Raw genomic sequence first — 19,378 nt, forward strand, 5'->3', positions numbered from 1 at the left:
CAACGAATCCTCACGCGGAGTTAAATTTTCCGTGACACATCGACGCCGGGTTCGGCCGACAATGGATGCCACCTCCCAGCAGGCCCGACGTGCCGATGAACCGCGCCAGACATGTGCTGATCGTCGAGGACGACGCGCACATCGCCCACCTGCTGCGCATGCACCTGCGCGACGAAGGCTATGACGTGACCCACGCGGCCACCGGCGACGAGGGCCTGCGCCTGCTCGAAAACGACACCTGGAGCGCCTTGGTGCTGGACCTGATGCTGCCCGGCGTCGATGGCCTGGAGATCTGCCGGCGTGCGCGCGCGATGACGCGCTACACGCCCATCATCATCACCAGCGCGCGCGCCAGCGAGGTGCATCGCATCCTCGGCCTGGAGCTGGGCGCGGACGACTACCTGGCCAAACCGTTCTCGATGCTGGAACTGGTCGCACGGGTCAAGGCGCTGCTGCGCCGGGCCGAGGCGATGGCGCAGAACGCGCGTATCGACGCCGGCGCGGTCGAGGTGGCCGGCCTCCGCATCGATCCAGTCGCGCGCACCGCCCAGGTCGACGGCGCTGCGCTGGAACTGACGCCACGCGAATTCGACCTGCTGTATTTCTTCGCCCGCCATCCGGACCAGGTGTATTCGCGCATGGACCTGCTCAACCAGGTCTGGGGCCACCGCCACGACGGCTACGAGCACACCGTCAACACCCACATCAACCGCCTGCGCAACAAGATCGAGCGCGACCCCGCGGTGCCGCGGCGCATCCTCACCGTGTGGGGGCGCGGCTACAAGCTGGCCGGCGGCCCCGGGAGCGGGGCATGAACCGGCTGACGCTCTCGCAGCGGCTGGCGCTGGTGTTCTGCGCGCTGCTGCTGGTGTGCTGCGGCGCGCTGGCGTGGATGCAGATGCGCAGCACGCGCATGCACGAGCAGGAAACCGTGCAGCGCCTGTCGCGCGGGCTGGCCGAGCACATCGCGCGCAGCGGCGAGCTGATGGACGCGCGCGGCCTGCGCGACGGCGAGGTGCGCGCGCTGTTCGGCAAGCTGATGGCGGTCAACCCCAGCGTCGAGGTCTACCTGCTCGACGACCAGGGCCGCATCCTCGGCCACGACGCGCCGGACGGGCACCTCCGGCGCGACCGCGTCGACCTGGCGCCGGTGCGGGCGCTGCTGGCCGGCGCGCCCTTGCCCATCCTCGGCGACGACCCGCGCAGCGACAAAGGACGCAAGATCTTCAACGCCGCGCCGCTGCGCGTGCAGGGCCGCCAGGTCGGTTACATCTACGTGGTGCTGGCCGGCGAGCAGCGCGAGGCGCTGGCAGCGGACATCGCCGCCAGCGCCAGCCTGCGCACCACGCTGTGGTCGCTGGCCATCGTGGCGGCCATCGGCCTGCTCGCCGGCATCGTCGCCTTCCGCTGGGTCACGCGGCCGCTGCGCCGGCTGACCCACGACATCCAGGCCTTCGACGTCGACGCCGCCGTGCCCACGCTGCCGGTGCCGCCGGCGCCGCTGCGGCCGGGCGAACGCGACGAACTGGCCATCCTGCAGCACAGCTTCGCGCACATGGCGCAGCGCATCGGCGAGCAGTGGCGGCAGCTGCGCCTGCAGGACCAGCAGCGCCGCGACCTGGTCGCCAATATTTCCCACGACCTGCGCACGCCGCTGTCGTCGCTGCACGGCTACCTGGAAACGCTGGCGCTGAAGGACGCCACGCTCGACGCCGGCGAACGCCAACGCTACCTATCCATCGCGCTGGCGCAGAGCAGCAAGGTCGGCGGCCTGGCGCAGGCGCTGTTCGAACTGGCGCGGCTGGAACATGGCGGCGTGGTGCTGGAGCCGCAGGCGTTCTCGTTGCCGGACCTGGTGCAGGACGTGTTCCAGAAATTCGAACTGGCCGCACGGGCGAGGCGGCAGTCGCTGGCCGCGGACATCCCGCCGGGCCTGCCCGCCGTGCTGGCCGACCTCGGCCTGGTCGAACGCGTGCTGACCAACCTGCTCGACAACGCCATACGCCATACGCCCGAAGGCGGCCGCATCACGGTGACGCTGCGCGCCGCCGGCGACGATGTCGAGGTCCGCATCGCCGATACCGGCCCGGGCATCGCCCCGGAGCGGCGCACGCAGCTGTTCAGCGCGCCGTCCGCGCTCGACAGCCGGCGCCCGGACAGCGGCGGCCTCGGCCTGTTGATCGTGCATCGCATCCTGCAGTTGCACCAGCGCAGGATCGAACTGGCCGCCAGCGATGCCGGCGCGGTGTTCGTCTTTTCGCTGGCGGCCGCAGGCCGCAGGCCCGCCGCCGGATGACGGCGGGCGGCCGGACCGCTCAGCCGATCTCGCGGATCACGTTGCCGCGGCCGTCGCGCAGCTGCGTCGGCACCACTTCCACCTGCAGCCTTGCGCCCGGCAGCGCGTAGACGCCACGCTCGGCACGGACGGTGCCCAGCATCGCCGCGAGCGTGGCGTCGGACAGCACGCAGCGCGCGCTGTCCTCGTCCAGCTGCAGGTCGTCCGCCACGCCCGGCTCGAAGCGCCATTGCCGCTCCCGGCCCAGCACCACCAGCGGCCTGTCGTGCGGCAGGCGCAGCGGCAGCAGTTCGAGCACGCTTTCCACCTGCGCGGCGCCGAATACCAGGGTGATGCACGTACCGTCGGCGGACCAGTCCAGCGTGTCCACGAACAGCATGCCGGTGCCGGACCCCTCGCGCCGGCTCCCCGCCTCCACCTGCGCGGCCAGCGCAGGATCGCCCAGCAGCGAAGCGCGCTCCAGCACGGTGACCCACGACGGCATCGCAGGTTCGAGCGTGGCCATGACGCCCAGCGTCGACCAGCGCCGGATCGCCGCCATCTCATCGTCGGTCACGCCCACCATCTGCAGGAACGCCACGCGCCCGTTGGGGGTGCCGATCGCCGGCAGCCGCGGATCGGCGACGAAGGCCAGGTGGCGCAGCTGCGTGTCGACGTCCAGCGCGATCGGGCCATTGGCATCGAGGTGGTGTCCGGCCTCGAACACGTTGCCGCTGCCGAACACGTAGCGCGCCACGTTCTGCAGCAGGTTCAGCGGCCACGTGGGGACCCCGCCATCGCGGCCATCGCCGGTGGCGAGGCGGAAGGTCAACTCGAAACCGAAGCCGCTTTCCTGCGGATCGTCGCTCTGCTTGCCGTACAGCTCGGAGAAGCCGTAGGTGACGTAGTGCCAATGCGGGCGCGGCGATTCGTTCCAGTACACGCTGATGCCGTCCAGCGGAGCGTCGCCACCCAGCGTGTGCGATACCGGCGTGCCGTAGTGCCTGGGCTCCTGCCCCGGGTACAACGCGCGCAACGCCGCGTTGATGGCATCCCATCCGGCGGTGCCGGTGTCTTCGCCGTCCTGTCGATCCATGCCGGGAGCTCCCTGGGTAAGTGGCCGCATGATAGGGCCGGCCATCGGCAGGCGGTCAGGTCCGCGCGGGAGCGCCGCGCGTCCCGACCGCCGCCGCAGGCGTCACCCCAGTACCAACGCCCGGGTTTCTTCCAGCCAGCGGTTGGCAAAGGCCGGGCTCTTGGCCTTGCCCAGGGCGGCCGCCACTTCCGGCCACAGCTGTTCCAGCCCCACCGCATTGCGGCTGCGCTCGATCCTGAGCTGGATCAGATAGCCTTTCAGCCCGAGATGCCTGCGCACCGACTCGGCCATCCAGTCGCGCAGCTGCTGGCAGCGCAGCGGATCGTCGCCCAGCTGCGTGGTGACCGGGACCTCCGGCGCGCGCTCGACGCTGCCGCCCACCGCCTCGATCAGCCCCAGCGCCAGCAGCTGTTCCAGCACGTCCGCCGGCGCCCGCAGCCCCTGCGCCATCTGCTGCAGCTCGTGGCTGTCGCGCTGCCCGTCCACCAGCAGCAATACCGAACGCAGCGCCGGCGCCAGGCGCAGGCCGCGGTCCTCGATCTCGCGACGGCCAGCCGCCGTCTTGGCATGGATCAATGCCATTCCCCCTCCCGCATTTTGTGCATCGCAACCACGATGCGCGCGACCGGCATCCGGGGCCCCCGCCCCGTCCTTCCTGCCTGCACGCGCATCGCCCCCTGCGATCGCCGCATCAGCGGCCCGCGCTATGTCCCCAGCGCGCGACGGATTTCCTCGAGTGCGCCCGGGTCGTCCAGCGTCGACAGGTCGCCCGGGTCGCGCCGCTCCGCCAGAGCCTGCAGCGAACGCCGCAGCAGCTTACCCGAACGCGTCTTGGGAAGCGCACCGACCACGTGGACGTGGGCCGGGCGCGCCACCGCCCCCAGCGAAGCGGTGACCCGCTGCGTCATTTCCGCCGACAGCGCCGCCAGCTCATCCGCAGCGGCCGCCTGCCTGAGGGTGACGAACACCAGCGGCACCTGCCCCTTCAGTTCGTCGTGCACGCCGATCACCGCCGCCTCGGCCACGCGCGGGTGGCTGCTGATGGCCTCCTCGATCTCGCGCGTGCCCAGCCGGTGCCCGGCCACGTTGATCACGTCGTCGGTGCGGCCGAGGATGAAGGTGTAGCCGTCCGCGTCGCGGATGGCCCAGTCCAGCGAGCTGTACAGCAGTTCGTCGAAATGGCTGAAATAGCTGCCGAGGAAGCGTGCATCGTCGTTCCAGACGGTGCTCATGCAACCCGGCGGCAGCGGCGGCTGGATCACCAGCACGCCCTTCTGCCCCGGCGCGACTTCCGCGCCGGTCTGCTCGTCGATCACCTTCATCCGGTAGCCGAGGTTGGGAAAACCCGGCGAACCGAACTTCACCGGCTTCATGTCCAGGCCCGGCAGCAGCGTCAGCGCCGGCCAACCGGTCTCGGTCTGCCAGTAGTTGTCGATCACCGGCTTGCGCAGCGCGTCGCTGATCCACTGCGCGGTGGGTTCGTCCAGCGGCTCGCCGGCCAGGAACAGGTACTTCAGCCCGGACAGGTCGTGGCGGTGGATGAAGTCCACGTCGTGCTTCTTCAGCACGCGGATCGCCGTGGGCGATGAGAACATCGTGCGCACGCCGTACTGCTCGCACAGCGCCCACCAGATGCCGGGGTCGGGATGGGTCGGCAGCCCTTCGTACAGCAGCGACGTGCAGCCGCCGATCAGCGGCCCGTACACGTTGTAGGAATGGCCCACCGCCCAGCCGACGTCGGAAGTGGAGAACATCACCTGCCCCGGCGCGCAGTCGAACACCGTGCGCATCGACTGCGCCATCGCCACGGCGTAGCCGCCGACGTCGCGCTGCACGCCCTTCGGCTTGCCGGTGGTGCCCGAGGTATAGAGCAGGTAGCTGGGTTCGTTGGATTCCAGCCATTCCACCGGCACGTCAGCCTCGTCCACCTGCGCGCGCAGCGCGGCGTAATCCTCGTCGCGGCCCGGCACCTTCGGCAGCGCCGCATCCAGCCCGCGCGAGACGATCAGTACCTTCGGCGGCGGACTGGCGGCCTCGGCGCATGCCGCGTCGACCATGGGCTTGTACGGGATCACCCTGCCGCCGCGCATGCCCGCGTCCGCCGCGATCAGCAGCTTCGGCCGGGCATCGTCGATGCGCAGCGCCAGGTTGTGCGCGGCGAAACCGCCGAACACCACCGAATGCACCGCGCCGATGCGCGCGCAGGCCAGCATGGCGAACACCGCCTCGGCCATGTTCGGCATGTAGATCACCACGCGGTCGCCACGGCCCACGTCCAGCGCCTTGAGCACCGCGGCGAAGGCGTTTACTTCGCGGTGCAGCTGGCGGTAGGTGAACTCCCGGGTGGTGCCGGTCTCGGTGGAAACGACCACCAGCGCCAGCTGGTCGGGCCGCTCCTGCAGGTGGCGGTCGACGGCGTTGTAGCAGAGGTTGGTCAGGCCGCCGACGAACCAGCGCCGGAACGGCGGGTGGGAGTAGTCCAGGATCTGCTGCGGCGGGCGATGCCAGTGGATGGCCCTGGCTTCTTCGGCCCAGAACGCCTCGGGCTCCTCGATGGAACGGCGATGGATCTGCTCGTACTGCACGACGTCCTCCGGCACCTGCCTGGTCCGCTTCGAGCATAGTCCCGGGGCGGACGCCGCTCCCTGCGACGATGGTCGTACGACGAAAGCCGCAGCCGCTAGAACGGACAGGGCGAAGCGAACGCCAGCGCTTCACCGGTCAGCGGATGCGCGAACGCCAGGCGGCACGCATGCAGGTGCACGCGCGCGGCCGGCGTGGCGCCATACAGCACGTCGCCGGCGATGGGATGGCCGAGGCTGGCCATGTGCAACCGCAGCTGGTGGCTGCGCCCGGTCACCGGTTCCAGTTCGACCCGCGTGCGGCGGGTCGCCACATCCCGCGCCAGCACCCGCCAGCGCGTCAATGCCGGCTTGCCATGCACGGGGTCCACCTTCTGCTTCGGCCGGTTCGGCCAGTCGCAGATCAAGGGCAGGTCGATCTCGCCGGCGTCATCCGCAAGCATGCCTTCGACCACGGCTTCATAGCGCTTGCCGACACGGCGCTGTTCGAACTGCGCCGACAACGCCACTTGCATCTGCCTGCCGCGCGCGTAGAGCATCAGCCCGGAGGTCACCTGGTCCAGGCGGTGCACGGTCAGTGCGTCCGGATAGACCGCCTGCAGGCGCGATACCAGGCAGTCCTGGTTTTCCGGCAGTCGCCCGGGCACGGACAGCAGGCCGGCCGGCTTTTCCGCCACCAGCAGGGCCTCGTCGATGTGGTGCAGCGCGATGTCGGAATACATGCGGCGATCGGGAACGGTTGGTGCAGCGTCCGCGCAGGCGATGTCAAAACAGAACGGGGAAGCCTGAGCTTCCCCGTTCGTCGTGCATCGGACCGCTGCGGTTACAGCAGGTCGGCCACGCCGGCGCGCTCTTCTTCCAGCTCGGCCAGGGTGATGTCGATGTACTTCCTGGAGAAGTCGTCGATCGGCAGGTCCTTGACGATGGTGTACCTGCCGTTCTCGGTGATCACCGGGAAGCCGAACACCACGCCTTCCGGAATGCCGTAGGAGCCGTCGGACGGCACGCCCATCGTCACCCACTTGCCGTTGCTGCCCAGCACCCAGTCATGCACGTGGTCGATGGCGGCATTGGCGGCCGACGCGGCCGAGGACAGGCCACGGGCGGCGATGATGGCCGCGCCGCGCTTGCCGACGGTCGGGATGAAGGTATTGGCGTTCCATTCCTGGTCGTTGATCAGCTCGGCCACCGAGGCGCCGCCGGTGGTGGCGAAGCGGTAGTCCGGGTACATGGTCGGGCTGTGGTTGCCCCACACGGTGAACTTCTCGAAGCTGTCCACGGCCTTGCCGGTCTTGGCCGACAGCTGGCTGAGGGCGCGGTTGTGGTCCAGGCGCAGCATGGCGGTGAAGTTCTTCGGGTCCAGGTCCGGCGCCGACTTCATGGCGATGTAGGCATTGGTATTGGCCGGGTTGCCGACCACCAGCACCTTCACGTCGCGCTTGGCCACGGCGTTCAGCGCCTTGCCTTGCACGGTGAAGATCTTGGCGTTCTCCAGCAGCAGGTCCTTGCGCTCCATGCCCGGGCCGCGCGGACGCGCGCCGACCAGCAGGGCCACGTCGACGTCCTTGAACGCCACCAGCGGGTCGGCGGTGGTCACCACGCCGGCCAGCAGCGGGAACGCGCAGTCTTCCAGCTCCATGACCACGCCCTTCAGCGCGGCCTGGGCCTTTTCGTTGTCGATCTCGAGCAACTGCAGGATGACCGGCTGGTCCTTGCCCAGCATTTCGCCGGAAGCGATGCGGAACAGCAGGGCGTAGCCGATATTGCCGGCAGCGCCGGTCACGGCGACACGTACGGGAGCTTTCATGGGGGTTTCCTCTGCTAAGAAGGTGTCATCGGGTTGGCCCGGACTTCGCGGTCGCGGAGGCGGGCCGGAATGGGTGCGCAATACCGGAAACGGCCACCTGTGCGGGTGGCCGTCGGCAGGATCAGGCGGCGAGGACCTTGTTCCACTCGGCCACGCGGTCGGCCTTGGCGGCCAGCACGGCGTCGGCATCGCCCTCGATGGTGATCCGGTTGATCAGGTCGCCCTGCTTGATCGCATCAACCACGTCCAGGCCTTCGGTGACCTTGCCGAACACGGTGTGCTTGCCGTCCAGCCAGTCGGTCTTGATGTGGGTGATGAAGAACTGGCTGCCGTTGGTGTTCGGGCCGGCATTGGCCATGGACAGCACGCCGCGCTCGTGGCGCACGCCGTTGCTGGTCTCGTCCTCGAAGCGGTAGCCCGGGCCGCCGCGGCCGGAACCTTCCGGGCAGCCGCCCTGGATCATGAAATCGGCGATCACGCGGTGGAAATTCAGGCCGTCGTAGAACCCGCGCCTGGCCAGGTTGACGAAATTGGCCACGGTCAGCGGCGCCTTGTCGGCGAACAGCTCGACCGTGATCGGGCCGCGGGAGGTGTCGAAATGGGCGGTCAGGGACATGGGAATCCTTGTGGGAGAAGACGTCTATCGCAGACCGCATAGGATACACCCGCCCCCGGCGGCCGGCCTCCCCCGCCCTCACCGCGCCCGCCCCCGGCTGAATGCCCGCCCCGGGGCCCGTCACCGCCCCTTTTCGCGGATCGGCCGCATGCCCGTATAATGTTGGACTTCTTTTCCCCATTCACGGCACCGGCTGGCCGTCTTTCGCATGTCCATCGAAAACCTTCGCAACATCGCCATCGTCGCCCACGTCGACCATGGCAAGACCACCCTCGTCGACCAGTTGCTGAAGCAGTCTGGCACCCTGTCCGAGCGCACGGTGCTGGCAGAGCGCGTGATGGACAGCAACGACCAGGAAAAGGAACGCGGCATCACCATCCTGGCCAAGAACACCGCCATCAACTGGCGCGGCAACCGCATCAACATCGTCGACACCCCCGGGCACGCCGACTTCGGCGGCGAGGTGGAGCGCGTGCTGTCGATGGTGGATTCGGTGCTGCTGCTGGTCGATGCGATGGACGGCCCGATGCCGCAGACCCGCTTCGTCACCCAGAAGGCCTTCGCGATGGGCTTCAAGCCGATCGTCGTGGTCAACAAGGTGGACCGCCCCGGCGCGCGCCCGGACTGGGTGATCGACCAGGTGTTCGACCTGTTCGACAAGCTCGGCGCCACCAACGAGCAGCTGGACTTCCCGATCGTCTACGCCTCGGGCCTGAACGGCTATGCCGGCATGGAAGACACCGTGCGCGACGGCGACATGACCCCGCTGTACGAAGCGATCATGAAGTACGTGCCGGCACCGGAAGTCGAGGCCGAAGGTCCGTTCCAGATGCGCATCAGCCAGCTGGACTACAACAACTTCGTCGGCGTGATCGGCATCGGCCGCATCCAGCGCGGCAAGGTCCGCAAGAACCAGCCGGTCATCGTCATCGACCGCGAGGGCAACAAGCGCCAGGGCAAGGTGCTGCAGGTGCTGGGCTTCATGGGCCTGGAACGCATCGAGGTCGAAGAGGCCCAGGCCGGTGACATCGTGGCCATCTCCGGCATCCAGGAACTGACCATCTCCGACACCGTGTGCGCGCTGGAGGCCCCCGAGGCGCTGCCGCCGCTGACCGTGGACGAGCCGACCATCTCCATGACCTTCCAGGTCAACAACTCGCCGTTCGCCGGCAACAAGGACCTGTCCGGCGGCAAGTTCCTGACCAGCCGCCAGCTCAAGGAGCGCCTGGAGCGCGAGACCGTGCACAACGTGGCGCTGAAGGTCGAGCAGTTGGAGGACGCCGACAAGTTCCTCGTTTCCGGCCGCGGCGAGCTGCACCTGTCGGTGCTGATCGAGACCATGCGCCGCGAAGGCTATGAGCTGGCCGTGTCGCGCCCGGAAGTGATCATCAAGGAAATCGACGGCCAGATGATGGAGCCGATCGAACAGCTGGTGATCGACATCGAGGAGCAGCACCAGGGCGGCGTGATGGAGAAGCTGGGCACCCGCAAGGCGCTGCTGGAGAACATGGAGCCGGACGGCAAGGGCCGCGTGCGCCTGGACTTCAAGATCCCGGCGCGTGGCCTGATCGGCTTCCAGAACGAGTTCAAGACCCTGACCCAGGGCTCGGGCCTGCTGTTCCACGTGTTCGACCATTACGGCCCGAAGGAACAGGGCGCCATCGCCAAGCGCCTGAACGGCGTGATGATCGCCAACGCCCCCGGCCCGACCCCGGCCTACGCGCTGGGCCCGCTGGAAGAGCGCGGCCGCCTGTTCGCCGCCGAAGGCGACCAGGTGTACGAAGGCCAGCTGATCGGCATCCACTCCAAGGACAACGACCTGACCGTCAACGCGATCAAGACCAAGCCGCTGACCAACATGCGCGCTTCGGGCAAGGACGACGCGATCAAGCTGACCCCGGCGCTGAAGTTCTCGCTGGAGCAGGCGCTGGACTTCATCGAGGACGACGAGCTGGTGGAAGTCACGCCGAAGGAAATCCGCCTGCGCAAGAAGCACCTGACCGAGAACGAGCGCAAGCGCGCGTCCCGCGCCGGCTGATCGACTTGACCGCGCGCAAGCCCTACAACCCGGATCCGCACGCGCATCCGGGACTTGCCGCCATCGCCCTGCTGGAAGCGGTCAAGGCCGTGCTGGCCTTCCTCGCCGCCGCGGGCCTGGAGATTTCCGGGCCCGCTCCCCTGCGCACCATCGTCAATACGCTGATCCGCCGCGTTGGCGCCGATCCCGAGCACGGCTCGTTCTCCACGCTGCTGGACATGATCACGCCCGACACCGTGCATGTCGGCGCCATCGCCCTGGTCGCCTATGGCCTGCTGCGCTCGCTGGAAGCCTGGGGCCTGTGGCGCGCCAGGGCCTGGGCTTCGTGGCTGGGCTGCATCTCCGCGGCGCTGTACCTGCCGCTGGATGTCTACGCCATCGTCCGCCATCCCGGCTGGGCCTCGTGGCTGCTGCTGGCCGTGAACCTGCTCGTGGTCTGGGTGCTGGGCCGGGACATCGGCAAACGCCGCCCGCCTGCCACGCACTGACGAGCGTCCGCCGGGCACTGGCTGGACGCGCACGCTCCCACGGCGGGTCCGATTCCGGTTCGCGCCCAACCCCGCCGCAGCGCTACAACGGTTTGCCAAGGCCGGTCCGGCCCGATAGCCTGCGCGGCATGCGGCCCATCCCGACGTATTCCCGACTGCTCCTGCCGATGCTGGCGGCCATGCTGTGCGGCGCCTGCCAGCGCACGTCCAGCCCCGGCCCCGCCAGCGAACCGCCGTTCCCCTACCAGGAAGCGGGCATCGCCGAACTGCAGGCGCGGATGACCGCCGGCGAACTCGACAGCGTCACGCTCACCGACGCCTACCTGCGCCGCATCGCCCTGCTGGACCGCGCCGGCCCTGCGCTGCGCTCGGTGATCGAGATCAACCCCGCCGCGCGCCGCGAGGCCGCGCAGCGCGACGCCGAACGCCGTGCCGGCCGCGTCCGCGGCCCGCTGCACGGCATGCCGATCCTGCTCAAGGACAACATCGGCGCCACGCCCATGCACAACACCGCCGGTTCGCTGGCGCTGAAGGCCTTCCGCCCGCAGCGCGACGCCTTCCTGGTGCAGCGCCTGCGCCAGGCCGGGGCGGTGATCCTGGGCAAGACCAACCTGAGCGAATGGGCCAACTTCCGCTCCACCGGTTCGACCTCGGGCTGGAGCGCGGTGGGCGGCCAGACCCGCAATCCGTACGCGCTCGACCACAACCCCTGCGGGTCCAGCTCCGGCAGTGCCGTGGCCGTCGCCGCCAACCTGGCCGTGGCCGCCATCGGCACCGAGACCGATGGCAGCATCGTCTGCCCGGCGGCGGTCAACGGCATCGTCGGGCTCAAGCCGACCGTGGGCCTGGTCAGCCGCGACGGCATCATCCCCATTTCCTTCAGCCAGGACACGGCCGGACCGATGACGCGCAGCGTCGCCGATGCCGCCCTGCTGCTCGCGGCGATCGCCGGACGCGACGAATCCGATCCCGCCACCGCGGCGATGCCCGGACGCGCCGTCTACGACTACGGCGCGCGCCTGCGCCCGGACGCGCTGCGCGGCGCGCGCATCGGCGTGCTGCGCAACGCGCTCGCCGAACGCGCCGAGATCAAGCCGCTCCTGGACCAGGCGGTGGCGACCCTGCGCGGCGCCGGCGCCACCGTCATCGAGACCACCCTGCCCAACGAGGACGGCTGGGAAAAAGACGAGCACACGGTCCTGCTGTACGAATTCAAGAGCGGGCTGAACCGCTATTTCCGGCAATGGCGCACGCCGGTGGATTCGCTGGGCGCGCTGATCGCCTTCAACGAGGCCCATGCCACGCAGGAACTGCACTACTTCGGCCAGGAGCTGCTGCTGCAGGCCGAACAGGCCGGCTCGCTCAACGATCCGGCCTACATTGCCGCGCGCGGCAATGCCCGCCGCCTGGCCGGCCCAGAGGGCATCGATGCCACCCTGCGCGCCGACCGGCTGGATGCCTTGATCGCCCCCACCACCGGCGCGGCCTGGCGCACCACGCCCGGCCAGGGCGACGCCTATCCCGGCGGCAGCTACGGCGCCGCCGCGGTGGCCGGCTACCCCAGCCTGAGCGTGCCCATGGGCCACGCCGATGGCCTGCCGCTGGGCCTGCTGTTCATGGGCACCGCCTGGAGCGAACCACGCCTGCTGGAGCTGGGCCACGCCTACGAACAGCTGACGCGGGCGCGCAGGCCGCCAGTGTTCGCCGACACGACGCAGGGCCACTGACGCCAGCGGCGGCTACGCCGGCGCGCCGTCTTCGGCGCCTGGCGAACGCACGTCCTCCGTGCCACTGTCCCGCAACGGGCGCGGCGCGTTGGCCTGGCGCCCGATCTCCGCGCGCAGCCGCGGCAGGGCATGGGGATGCTCCCGCGCCAGGAACTCGATCATGCGCTCGCGCACGATGCAGCGCAGGTCGAAGGCATCGCCGGAACTGCGTGCGCTCACCAGCAGCCGCACCTGGATGGCGTGTTCGCTCGTCTCGGTCACCTGCGTCACGCAGACCCGCCCGTCCCATAGCGGCGTGCCGCGGCAGATCCGCTCCAGTTCGGCGCGCACCGCCGCGACCGGCGTCCGGTAGTCCAGCCACAGGAACGCGGTTCCCAGCAGATCGGCGCTGCGCCGGGTCCAGTTCTGGAACGGGTTCTCGATGAACCAGGACAACGGCACCACCATGCGCCGCTCGTCCCAGATCCGCACCACCACGTACGAACTGCCGATCTCCTCGATCCGGCCCCATTCGCCTTCCACGATCACCACGTCGTCCAGCCGGATCGGCTGGGTCAGCGCGATCTGCAGCCCGGCAATCAGGTTGCCGAACACCGGCCTGGCGGCGATGCCGGCCACCAGGCCGACGATGCCCGCCGAGGCCAGCAGGGTCTTGCCGACCTGCCGTACCTGCGGAAAGGTCAACAGCACCACGGCCACGCCGCACAGCACGATCGCGCCCATCAGCACCCGGCTCAGCACCCTGGCCTGGGTCTGGATGCGGCGTGCGGCAAGGTTGTCGGCCACTTCGATCGGGTGGCTGCGCAGGATCGCGCGCTCGCCCGCGGCGACCGCGCGCACCAGCAGCCAGGTCAGGCACGCCACCACGCCGACATGCAGCAGCTGCTGCGTGGCCTGCAGCGCCCGCCCCTGCAGCGGAGTCGCGCCCAGCGCCATCTCCAGGAACAGCAGCGGCAGGAAGAACGCCAGTGGCAGGCTCACCACGCGCACGATGCGCGCGCGGCGGTAGTCACGCCCCTGGGTACGCCGGAACAGCCACAGCATCAGCATCCAGACGACGAAGCCGGCGAGAATCGCCGCCCCCAACGGCAATGCATAGGCGCGGGTGACGGTCCAGTCGGCCATCGATGCGTATCCTCCAGGGAAACGAAAGGATGTGCCGCGCATGATGCGCCAGGCGGCATGAGCGCGATGTCATGCCGCGGGCGTGCCGCTTCCCGCCGCGATCACCTGCCGCCCTGCGGACGCGCCTTCGTTCTGCGCGCCGCCCACCCGGCAAGCCTGCCCGTACGTCAGGCCGCCGGCGCCCGTACGTCAGGCCGCCGGCGCCTGCTGCTTGCGCACGATCGCCATCGCGATCTCCAGCGACTGCTCGTAGTTCAGGCGTGGATCCACGGTCGAACGGTAGGCCCGTTCCAGATCCAGCTCGGTGAGTTCGCGCGCGCCGCCGGTGCATTCGGTGACATCCTCGCCGGTCAGTTCCAGGTGCACGCCACCCAGGCGCGTACCGGCGGCCGCGTGCAGATCAAAGGACAGCTCCACCTCGCTGCGGATATTGTCGAAGCGGCGGGTCTTGTAGCCGTTGCGGGTGCTTTCGGTATTGCCGTGCATGGCGTCGCATACCCACAGCACGCGCCGGCCGTCGCGCTTCACCGCGTCCAGCAGCGGCGGCAGCTTCTCCGCGATCTGCGCCGCGCCCATGCGATGGATGAAGCTCAGCCGGCCCGGCTCGTCGTCGGGATTGAGCACGTCGATCAGGCGCAGCAGCTGGTCCGGCTGCACCGACGGGCCCACCTTGATCGCGATCGGGTTGCGCACGCCGCGCAGGTACTCCACGTGCGCGCCGTCCAGCGCGGCGGTGCGCATGCCGATCCACGGGTAATGCGTGCTCAGGTTGAACCAGCCGTGCTGGCGCGGCACCTGCCGGGTCAGCGCCTGCTCGTAGGGCAGCAGCAGCGCCTCGTGCGAGGTGTAGAAATCGACCCGGTTGAGGTTGTGCACCTGCGCGCCGGACAGCGTTTCCATGAAACGCACCGCATCGCCGATGGCACCGACCATTTCCTGGTATTCCGCCGCCAGCGGCGAACAGCCCATCCAGCTCAGGTTCCAGTACTCGGGATGGTGCAGGTCGGCGAAACCGCCATCGATCAGCGCGCGCACGAAGTTCATCGTCAGCGCCGAACGCGAATGCGCGACGATCATGCGCTGCGGATCGGGCACGCGCGCGGCTTCGGTGAACTCCGGCGCGTTGATCACGTCGCCGCGGTAGCTGGGCAGGGTCACGCCGTCGCGGGTCTCGGTGTCGGCCGAACGCGGCTTGGCGTACTGCCCGGCAAAGCGCCCTACCCGTATCACCGGCTTGCGCAGGCCGTGCACCAGCACCAGGCTCATCTGCAGCAGCACCTTGAGCCGGTTGGAAATCGTGCCGGATTCGCAGTCGGCGAAATTCTCCGCGCAGTCGCCGCCCTGCAGCAGGAAGCGCCTGCCCTCCTGCGCCTCGGCCAGCTGCTGCCTGAGCGCGAGGATCTCCCAGGACGTCACCAGCGGCGGCAGCTGGCGCAGCTGCGCCAGCGCGGCTTCCAGCGCCTGCGGATCGGGATAGGTCGGCATCTGCAGCGCCGGTCGCCCTCGCCAGCTGTCCGGCGCCCACGGTGATGCGGAAGCGGCCGGGGACAAGGACGGGGACAGGTTCATGCGATTACCGTTGTGGTGCTTGAGGGAAACAGCAGGGAAAGGGGAATCAGAACAGGCGCGTCCTGCGCGCGCGCAGGCCGGCATACAGTGCCCAGCCGCCGAGCAGCACGAACCACACCAGGCTCCACATCGGCATGCTCAGGCCAAGGAACGTCCAGTCGATGTTGCCGCAGTCGCCGGTGCCGGTGAGCACCGTGCGGAACACCTCGAACGGCCCCATGGTCTCGCTGAGGAAGCCCAACGGCGGGCCACAGCTGCTGCCCAGGTCCTTCGGCAGCAGCTGTACGTAGACGTGCCGCCCGGCGATGCCTGCGCCCACGGCCGCGGCGATGAACGCCAGCACGCCGTAGAAACCACGACCGCCACGCGACGACGGCCCATGCAGCGCGCCCAGCAGGAACACCAGGCCCAGCGCGGCGAAGGCGATGCGCTGGAAAATGCACAGCGGGCAAGGCTCCAGCCCCATCTTCAGCTGCATCCAGATGGCGAACGCCAGAAGGCCGGCGCAGGCCAGCAAGCCCAGCAGGCACTGCGCGCGGAAACTCCACCGCAAAGGATTCATCGTGTCATTCCCGATCAATGATCCGGCAAGCGTAACAGGCCGGCAGCTGCAGGACAGCATCGCCCGGCATGACGATCCTGCATGAGCGCACGCCGCGTCCGTCCTGCGCCTTGCTGCGGGGAGCCACCCTGATCCACCACCGGCCCTTGCTCACGCGCCACCGCACAGCGCCCGCAACCGGGAAATCCCCCAGCCTTGAAGCATTGCCCCGAGACCGATCACCCAGAAGCAAAAAGCCCGGCCAAGGGCCGGGCTTTTCGTTTCGCACCTGCGTGCTGCGGAAGGCGCGATTACTCGGCCACTTCCTCGGCGACGGCGGCCGGGCGGTCCACCAGCTCGACGTAGGCCATCGGCGCGTTGTCGCCGGCGCGGAAACCGCACTTCAGCAGGCGCAGATAGCCGCCCGGACGGGTGGCGTAGCGCGGGCCCAGCACGGTGAACAGGTTGCCGACGGCTTCCTTGTCACGCAGGCGGGCGAAGGCCAGGCGGCGGTTGGCGACGGAGTCGACCTTGGCCAGGGTGATCAGCGGCTCGGCGACGCGGCGCAGTTCCTTGGCCTTCGGCAGGGTGGTCTTGATCAGCTCGTGCTTGAACAGCGAGGCGGCCATGTTCTTGAACATCGCTTCGCGGTGGGCGCTGGTGCGGTTGAACTTGCGGCCCGACTTCTGGTGGCGCATGGGTCTATTCCTTGGTCAATGATGGTTCGTTGGACTTCGTTGTCGCCATCCTGGCGTTGCTGCTGTGGACTGCGGATGGTCCTGGCCGCCCTTTCCGTGGACGACCGGCGCCGCGGCTTTGAAGCCGTCGGCGCGGGTGTTGCCTACGACATTCCCCCGCATGGTCGCCCATGCGGGGGAACAGGTGCTGTCATCAACCCAGCATGCCGTGCGCGGAGACTCCGGCCGGCGGCCAGTTCTCCAGCTTCATGCCGAGCGACAGGCCACGCTGGGCCAGCACTTCCTTGATCTCGGTCAGCGACTTCTTGCCGAGGTTCGGGGTCTTGAGCAGTTCGACTTCGGTCTTCTGGATCAGATCGCCGATGTAGTAGATGCTCTCGGCCTTCAGGCAGTTGGCCGAACGCACGGTCAGCTCCAGGTCGTCGATCGGGCGCAGCAGCACCGGATCCACGCCGTTGTTGGCCGGCTTGGCCGCACCGCGGTCACGGTGGGTGAAGTCACCGAACACCGACAGCTGGTCGCTGAGGATGTCGGCGGCGGTGCGCACGGCTTCCTCGGCATCGATCGTGCCGTTGGTTTCGATGTCGATGACCAGCTTGTCCAGGTCGGTGCGCTGTTCGACGCGGGCCGCTTCCACGGCATAGGCGACGCGGCGGACCGGCGAGAACGAGGCGTCCAGGACCAGGCGGCCGATGGCGCGGGTTTCTTCGTCCGGACGACGACGCGAAGCCGCCGGCTGGTAGCCGAAGCCACGCTCGACCTTCAGGCGCATGTTGATCGCCGTGTCCTTGGTCAGGTTGCAGATGACCTGCTCGCCGTTGAGGACTTCGACGTTGTGGTCGACCTTGATGTCGGCGGCAGTCACCACACCCGGACCCTGCTTGGACAGGGAAATGGTGGCGCTGTCGCCGGAATGCATGCGGATGGCCACGTCCTTCAGGTTGAGCAGGACTTCGAGCACGTCCTCCTGCAGCCCTTCGACCGTGGTGTATTCATGCAGCACGCCGTCGATCTCGACTTCCGTGATGGCGAAGCCCGGGATGGACGACAGCAGCACGCGACGCAGGGCATTGCCCAGCGTATGCCCGTAACCCCGCTCCAAGGGCTCGATAACGACCTTGGCGCGGGTGTCGGTAAGGCGTTCGATCTGCGGACCGCGGGGACGCAGAACCTGGTTGGCGGTAACCGTCATGTTGCGGGTTCTCCTAGTGAACCCCCGGCCGTCGCCGGGGGCTCTCCAATGTGAATTACTTCGAGTACAGCTCGACGATCAGCGCTTCGTTGATGTCCGCCGGCAGGTCGGCGCGATCCGGCACGGCCTTGAACACGCCGCTGAACTTCTTCGAATCGACTTCGACCCACGACGGGCTCAGGTCATGCTGTTCGGCGATGGTCAGGGCTTCCTGCACGCGCAGCTGCTTGGCAGCCTTTTCCGACAGGGCGATCGCGTCGCCGGCCTTGACCTGGTACGAGGCCAGGTTGACCGACTTGCCGTTCACGGTGACGCCGCGGTGCGAGACCAGCTGGCGCGCGGCCGGGCGGGTCACGGCGAAGCCCATGCGGTAGACGACGTTGTCCAGGCGGGTTTCCAGCAGCTGCAGCAGGTTCTCGCCGGTGTTGCCCTTCTTGGTCGAGGCCTTCTTGTAGTAGTTGCGGAACTGGCGCTCCAGCAGGCCGTAGATGCGCTTGACCTTCTGCTTCTCGCGCAGCTGGGTGGCGTAGTCGGACAGCTTGCCCTTGCGGGCGGTGGCGCCGTGCTGGCCGGGCTTCTGCTCCAGCTTGCACTTGGAGTCCAGCGCGCGGGCCGGGCTCTTCAGCGACAGGTCGGCGCCTTCGCGACGGGCGAGCTTACAGGTAGGACCGATATAACGAGCCATTTCTTATCGCTCCTTTAGACGCGACGCTTCTTCGGCGGACGGCACCCGTTGTGCGGGATGGGCGTCACGTCGATGATGTTGGTGATCTTGTAGCCGACGTTGTTCAGCGAACGCACGGCCGACTCACGGCCCGGACCCGGGCCCTTGATGCGGACTTCCAGCGACTTCACGCCGTAGTCCAGCGCGGCCTTGCCAGCCTTTTCGGCGGCGACCTGCGCGGCGAACGGAGTCGACTTGCGCGAACCGCGGAAGCCGGCACCACCGGAGGTCGCCCAGGACAGTGCATTGCCCTGGCGGTCGGTGATGGTCACGATGGTGTTGTTGAAAGAAGCGTGGACGTGGGCGACGCCGTCGGTGATGACGCGCTTGATCTTCTTCTTGGTCTTAGCAGCAGCGGGCTTAGCCATTTTCTAGGTCCCTTACTTCTTAAGCGCCTTGCGCGGACCCTTGCGGGTGCGGGCATTGGTCTTGGTGCGCTGACCACGCAGCGGCAGGCCGCGACGGTGACGCAAGCCGCGGTAGCAGCCCAGGTCCATCAGGCGCTTGATGGCGATGCCGACTTCACGACGCAGGTCGCCTTCGACGATGTACTTGCCCACTTCAAGGCGCAGACGGTCGATTTCCGGCTCCGACAGGTCGCGGATCTTGGTGGTCGAAGTAACGCCTGCGGCTTCGCAGACCTTCTTCGAGCGGGTACGGCCGATGCCGTAAATGCTTTGCAACCCGACCCAGACGTGCTTCTGGGCTGGCAGGTTGACGCCTGCAATACGCGCCATGACGCGGTTCTCCAGCTGAGTGATGGCCGAATGCGCACCGCGTGGCGCGCCATTCCGGCAGGATGGATCAAAAAAGTGAACTAGCGATTCTAACAAGGTCCCGGTTTGCTTGGAAGTCCGTGGAACACAAGGTTCCATGGACCCGGCGTGGGGAGTGTGCCCA

19 protein-coding genes are annotated in these 19,378 nt (G+C 68.5%); 5 read left to right on the forward strand and 14 right to left on the reverse strand.

The features are described from left to right. Positions 1-95 precede the first annotated feature (95 nt). Both AC06FP_RS09215 and AC06FP_RS09220 read left to right on the forward strand, forming a co-directional pair. The gene (locus AC06FP_RS09215) at positions 96-815 is read left to right on the forward strand and encodes a response regulator transcription factor (RefSeq protein ID WP_478075277.1); all 720 of its coding nucleotides are present in this window, start codon (positions 96-98) and stop codon (positions 813-815) included. Further along, a complete protein-coding gene (locus tag AC06FP_RS09220; protein ID WP_478075278.1) occupies positions 812-2,296 on the forward strand; it encodes a sensor histidine kinase in 1,485 nt (494 codons plus the stop codon). The genes AC06FP_RS09215 and AC06FP_RS09220 overlap by 4 nt, the downstream gene beginning before the upstream one ends. A gap of 19 nt (positions 2,297-2,315) precedes the next feature. On the opposite strand, the gene AC06FP_RS09225 is transcribed toward AC06FP_RS09220, so the two are convergent. The 6 genes from AC06FP_RS09225 to AC06FP_RS09250 all read right to left on the reverse strand — a co-directional run bounded on the left by AC06FP_RS09225 (position 2,316) and on the right by AC06FP_RS09250 (position 8,376). After that, complete coding sequence (locus tag AC06FP_RS09225) at positions 2,316-3,371, reverse strand: suppressor of fused domain protein (protein WP_478075279.1); 1,056 nt, start codon at positions 3,369-3,371, stop codon at positions 2,316-2,318. A 102-nt stretch (positions 3,372-3,473) separates the two neighbouring features. After that, positions 3,474-3,953, reverse strand: a complete 480-nt coding sequence (locus AC06FP_RS09230) for a hypothetical protein (RefSeq protein WP_478075280.1) — start codon at positions 3,951-3,953, stop codon at positions 3,474-3,476. 122 nt (positions 3,954-4,075) lie between these two features. Next, the gene (gene prpE / locus AC06FP_RS09235; RefSeq protein WP_478075281.1) at positions 4,076-5,971 is read right to left on the reverse strand and encodes a propionate--CoA ligase; all 1,896 of its coding nucleotides are present in this window, start codon (positions 5,969-5,971) and stop codon (positions 4,076-4,078) included. Between the two features lie 80 nt (positions 5,972-6,051). Beyond that, positions 6,052-6,675 (reverse strand): RluA family pseudouridine synthase, encoded by a 624-nt coding sequence (locus AC06FP_RS09240; RefSeq protein WP_478075282.1) that lies wholly within the window; start codon positions 6,673-6,675, stop codon positions 6,052-6,054. 101 nt (positions 6,676-6,776) lie between these two features. Next, complete coding sequence (locus AC06FP_RS09245) at positions 6,777-7,760, reverse strand: malate dehydrogenase (RefSeq protein WP_456118300.1); 984 nt, start codon at positions 7,758-7,760, stop codon at positions 6,777-6,779. A 121-nt stretch (positions 7,761-7,881) separates the two neighbouring features. Next, positions 7,882-8,376, reverse strand: coding sequence for a peptidylprolyl isomerase (locus AC06FP_RS09250; RefSeq protein ID WP_456118299.1), 495 nt, complete (start codon positions 8,374-8,376; stop codon positions 7,882-7,884). A 208-nt stretch (positions 8,377-8,584) separates the two neighbouring features. On the opposite strand from AC06FP_RS09250, the gene typA reads away from it, so the two are divergent. The 3 genes from typA (at position 8,585) to AC06FP_RS09265 (ending at position 12,629) form a co-directional block, all read left to right on the forward strand. Beyond that, a complete protein-coding gene (gene typA, locus AC06FP_RS09255; RefSeq protein WP_456118298.1) occupies positions 8,585-10,414 on the forward strand; it encodes a translational GTPase TypA in 1,830 nt (609 codons plus the stop codon). A 5-nt stretch (positions 10,415-10,419) separates the two neighbouring features. After that, complete coding sequence (locus tag AC06FP_RS09260; protein WP_456118297.1) at positions 10,420-10,902, forward strand: DUF2127 domain-containing protein; 483 nt, start codon at positions 10,420-10,422, stop codon at positions 10,900-10,902. A 128-nt stretch (positions 10,903-11,030) separates the two neighbouring features. After that, the gene (locus AC06FP_RS09265) at positions 11,031-12,629 is read left to right on the forward strand and encodes an amidase (protein WP_478075283.1); all 1,599 of its coding nucleotides are present in this window, start codon (positions 11,031-11,033) and stop codon (positions 12,627-12,629) included. 12 nt (positions 12,630-12,641) lie between these two features. On the opposite strand, the gene AC06FP_RS09270 is transcribed toward AC06FP_RS09265, so the two are convergent. The 8 genes from AC06FP_RS09270 to rpsM form a co-directional block, all read right to left on the reverse strand. Beyond that, positions 12,642-13,754 (reverse strand): mechanosensitive ion channel family protein, encoded by a 1,113-nt coding sequence (locus tag AC06FP_RS09270; protein WP_478075284.1) that lies wholly within the window; start codon positions 13,752-13,754, stop codon positions 12,642-12,644. A gap of 189 nt (positions 13,755-13,943) precedes the next feature. Beyond that, positions 13,944-15,323, reverse strand: coding sequence for a class II 3-deoxy-7-phosphoheptulonate synthase (locus AC06FP_RS09275; protein ID WP_456118294.1), 1,380 nt, complete (start codon positions 15,321-15,323; stop codon positions 13,944-13,946). A 46-nt stretch (positions 15,324-15,369) separates the two neighbouring features. After that, positions 15,370-15,885 (reverse strand): disulfide bond formation protein B, encoded by a 516-nt coding sequence (locus AC06FP_RS09280; protein WP_456118293.1) that lies wholly within the window; start codon positions 15,883-15,885, stop codon positions 15,370-15,372. Between the two features lie 290 nt (positions 15,886-16,175). Continuing rightward, entirely contained in the window at positions 16,176-16,562 is a 387-nt protein-coding gene (gene rplQ / locus AC06FP_RS09285; RefSeq protein WP_456118292.1) for a 50S ribosomal protein L17, read from the reverse strand. A 193-nt stretch (positions 16,563-16,755) separates the two neighbouring features. Next, positions 16,756-17,754, reverse strand: coding sequence for a DNA-directed RNA polymerase subunit alpha (locus AC06FP_RS09290; RefSeq protein ID WP_104938143.1), 999 nt, complete (start codon positions 17,752-17,754; stop codon positions 16,756-16,758). A gap of 55 nt (positions 17,755-17,809) precedes the next feature. Further along, on the reverse strand, positions 17,810-18,439 hold the full coding sequence (gene rpsD, locus AC06FP_RS09295; protein ID WP_054663355.1) for a 30S ribosomal protein S4: 630 nt from the start codon (positions 18,437-18,439) through the stop codon (positions 17,810-17,812). 14 nt (positions 18,440-18,453) lie between these two features. Further along, complete coding sequence (rpsK, locus tag AC06FP_RS09300; protein WP_054663352.1) at positions 18,454-18,846, reverse strand: 30S ribosomal protein S11; 393 nt, start codon at positions 18,844-18,846, stop codon at positions 18,454-18,456. Positions 18,847-18,858: 12 nt separating this feature from the next. Further along, the gene (gene rpsM, locus AC06FP_RS09305; RefSeq protein ID WP_054663350.1) at positions 18,859-19,215 is read right to left on the reverse strand and encodes a 30S ribosomal protein S13; all 357 of its coding nucleotides are present in this window, start codon (positions 19,213-19,215) and stop codon (positions 18,859-18,861) included. Positions 19,216-19,378: the final 163 nt, after the last annotated feature.

It is taken from the genome of Stenotrophomonas sp. Steno-Z2 (genome assembly GCF_056393235.1).

What these genes read in the sequence shown, in the direction of transcription:
- AC06FP_RS09215 (WP_478075277.1), top strand. Translation starts at nt 96, where the DNA reads ATGAACCGCGCCAGACATGTGCTGATCGTCGAGGACGACGCGCACATC.
- AC06FP_RS09220 (WP_478075278.1), top strand. Translation starts at nt 812, where the DNA reads ATGAACCGGCTGACGCTCTCGCAGCGGCTGGCGCTGGTGTTCTGCGCG.
- AC06FP_RS09225 (WP_478075279.1), bottom strand. Translation starts at nt 3,371, where the DNA reads ATGGATCGACAGGACGGCGAAGACACCGGCACCGCCGGATGGGATGCC.
- AC06FP_RS09230 (WP_478075280.1), bottom strand. Translation starts at nt 3,953, where the DNA reads ATGGCATTGATCCATGCCAAGACGGCGGCTGGCCGTCGCGAGATCGAG.
- AC06FP_RS09240 (WP_478075282.1), bottom strand. Translation starts at nt 6,675, where the DNA reads ATGTATTCCGACATCGCGCTGCACCACATCGACGAGGCCCTGCTGGTG.
- AC06FP_RS09245 (WP_456118300.1), bottom strand. Translation starts at nt 7,760, where the DNA reads ATGAAAGCTCCCGTACGTGTCGCCGTGACCGGCGCTGCCGGCAATATC.
- AC06FP_RS09250 (WP_456118299.1), bottom strand. Translation starts at nt 8,376, where the DNA reads ATGTCCCTGACCGCCCATTTCGACACCTCCCGCGGCCCGATCACGGTC.
- typA (WP_456118298.1), top strand. Translation starts at nt 8,585, where the DNA reads ATGTCCATCGAAAACCTTCGCAACATCGCCATCGTCGCCCACGTCGAC.
- AC06FP_RS09265 (WP_478075283.1), top strand. Translation starts at nt 11,031, where the DNA reads ATGCGGCCCATCCCGACGTATTCCCGACTGCTCCTGCCGATGCTGGCG.
- AC06FP_RS09270 (WP_478075284.1), bottom strand. Translation starts at nt 13,754, where the DNA reads ATGGCCGACTGGACCGTCACCCGCGCCTATGCATTGCCGTTGGGGGCG.
- AC06FP_RS09275 (WP_456118294.1), bottom strand. Translation starts at nt 15,323, where the DNA reads ATGAACCTGTCCCCGTCCTTGTCCCCGGCCGCTTCCGCATCACCGTGG.
- AC06FP_RS09280 (WP_456118293.1), bottom strand. Translation starts at nt 15,885, where the DNA reads ATGAATCCTTTGCGGTGGAGTTTCCGCGCGCAGTGCCTGCTGGGCTTG.
- rplQ (WP_456118292.1), bottom strand. Translation starts at nt 16,562, where the DNA reads ATGCGCCACCAGAAGTCGGGCCGCAAGTTCAACCGCACCAGCGCCCAC.
- AC06FP_RS09290 (WP_104938143.1), bottom strand. Translation starts at nt 17,754, where the DNA reads ATGACGGTTACCGCCAACCAGGTTCTGCGTCCCCGCGGTCCGCAGATC.
- rpsD (WP_054663355.1), bottom strand. Translation starts at nt 18,439, where the DNA reads ATGGCTCGTTATATCGGTCCTACCTGTAAGCTCGCCCGTCGCGAAGGC.
- rpsK (WP_054663352.1), bottom strand. Translation starts at nt 18,846, where the DNA reads ATGGCTAAGCCCGCTGCTGCTAAGACCAAGAAGAAGATCAAGCGCGTC.
- rpsM (WP_054663350.1), bottom strand. Translation starts at nt 19,215, where the DNA reads ATGGCGCGTATTGCAGGCGTCAACCTGCCAGCCCAGAAGCACGTCTGG.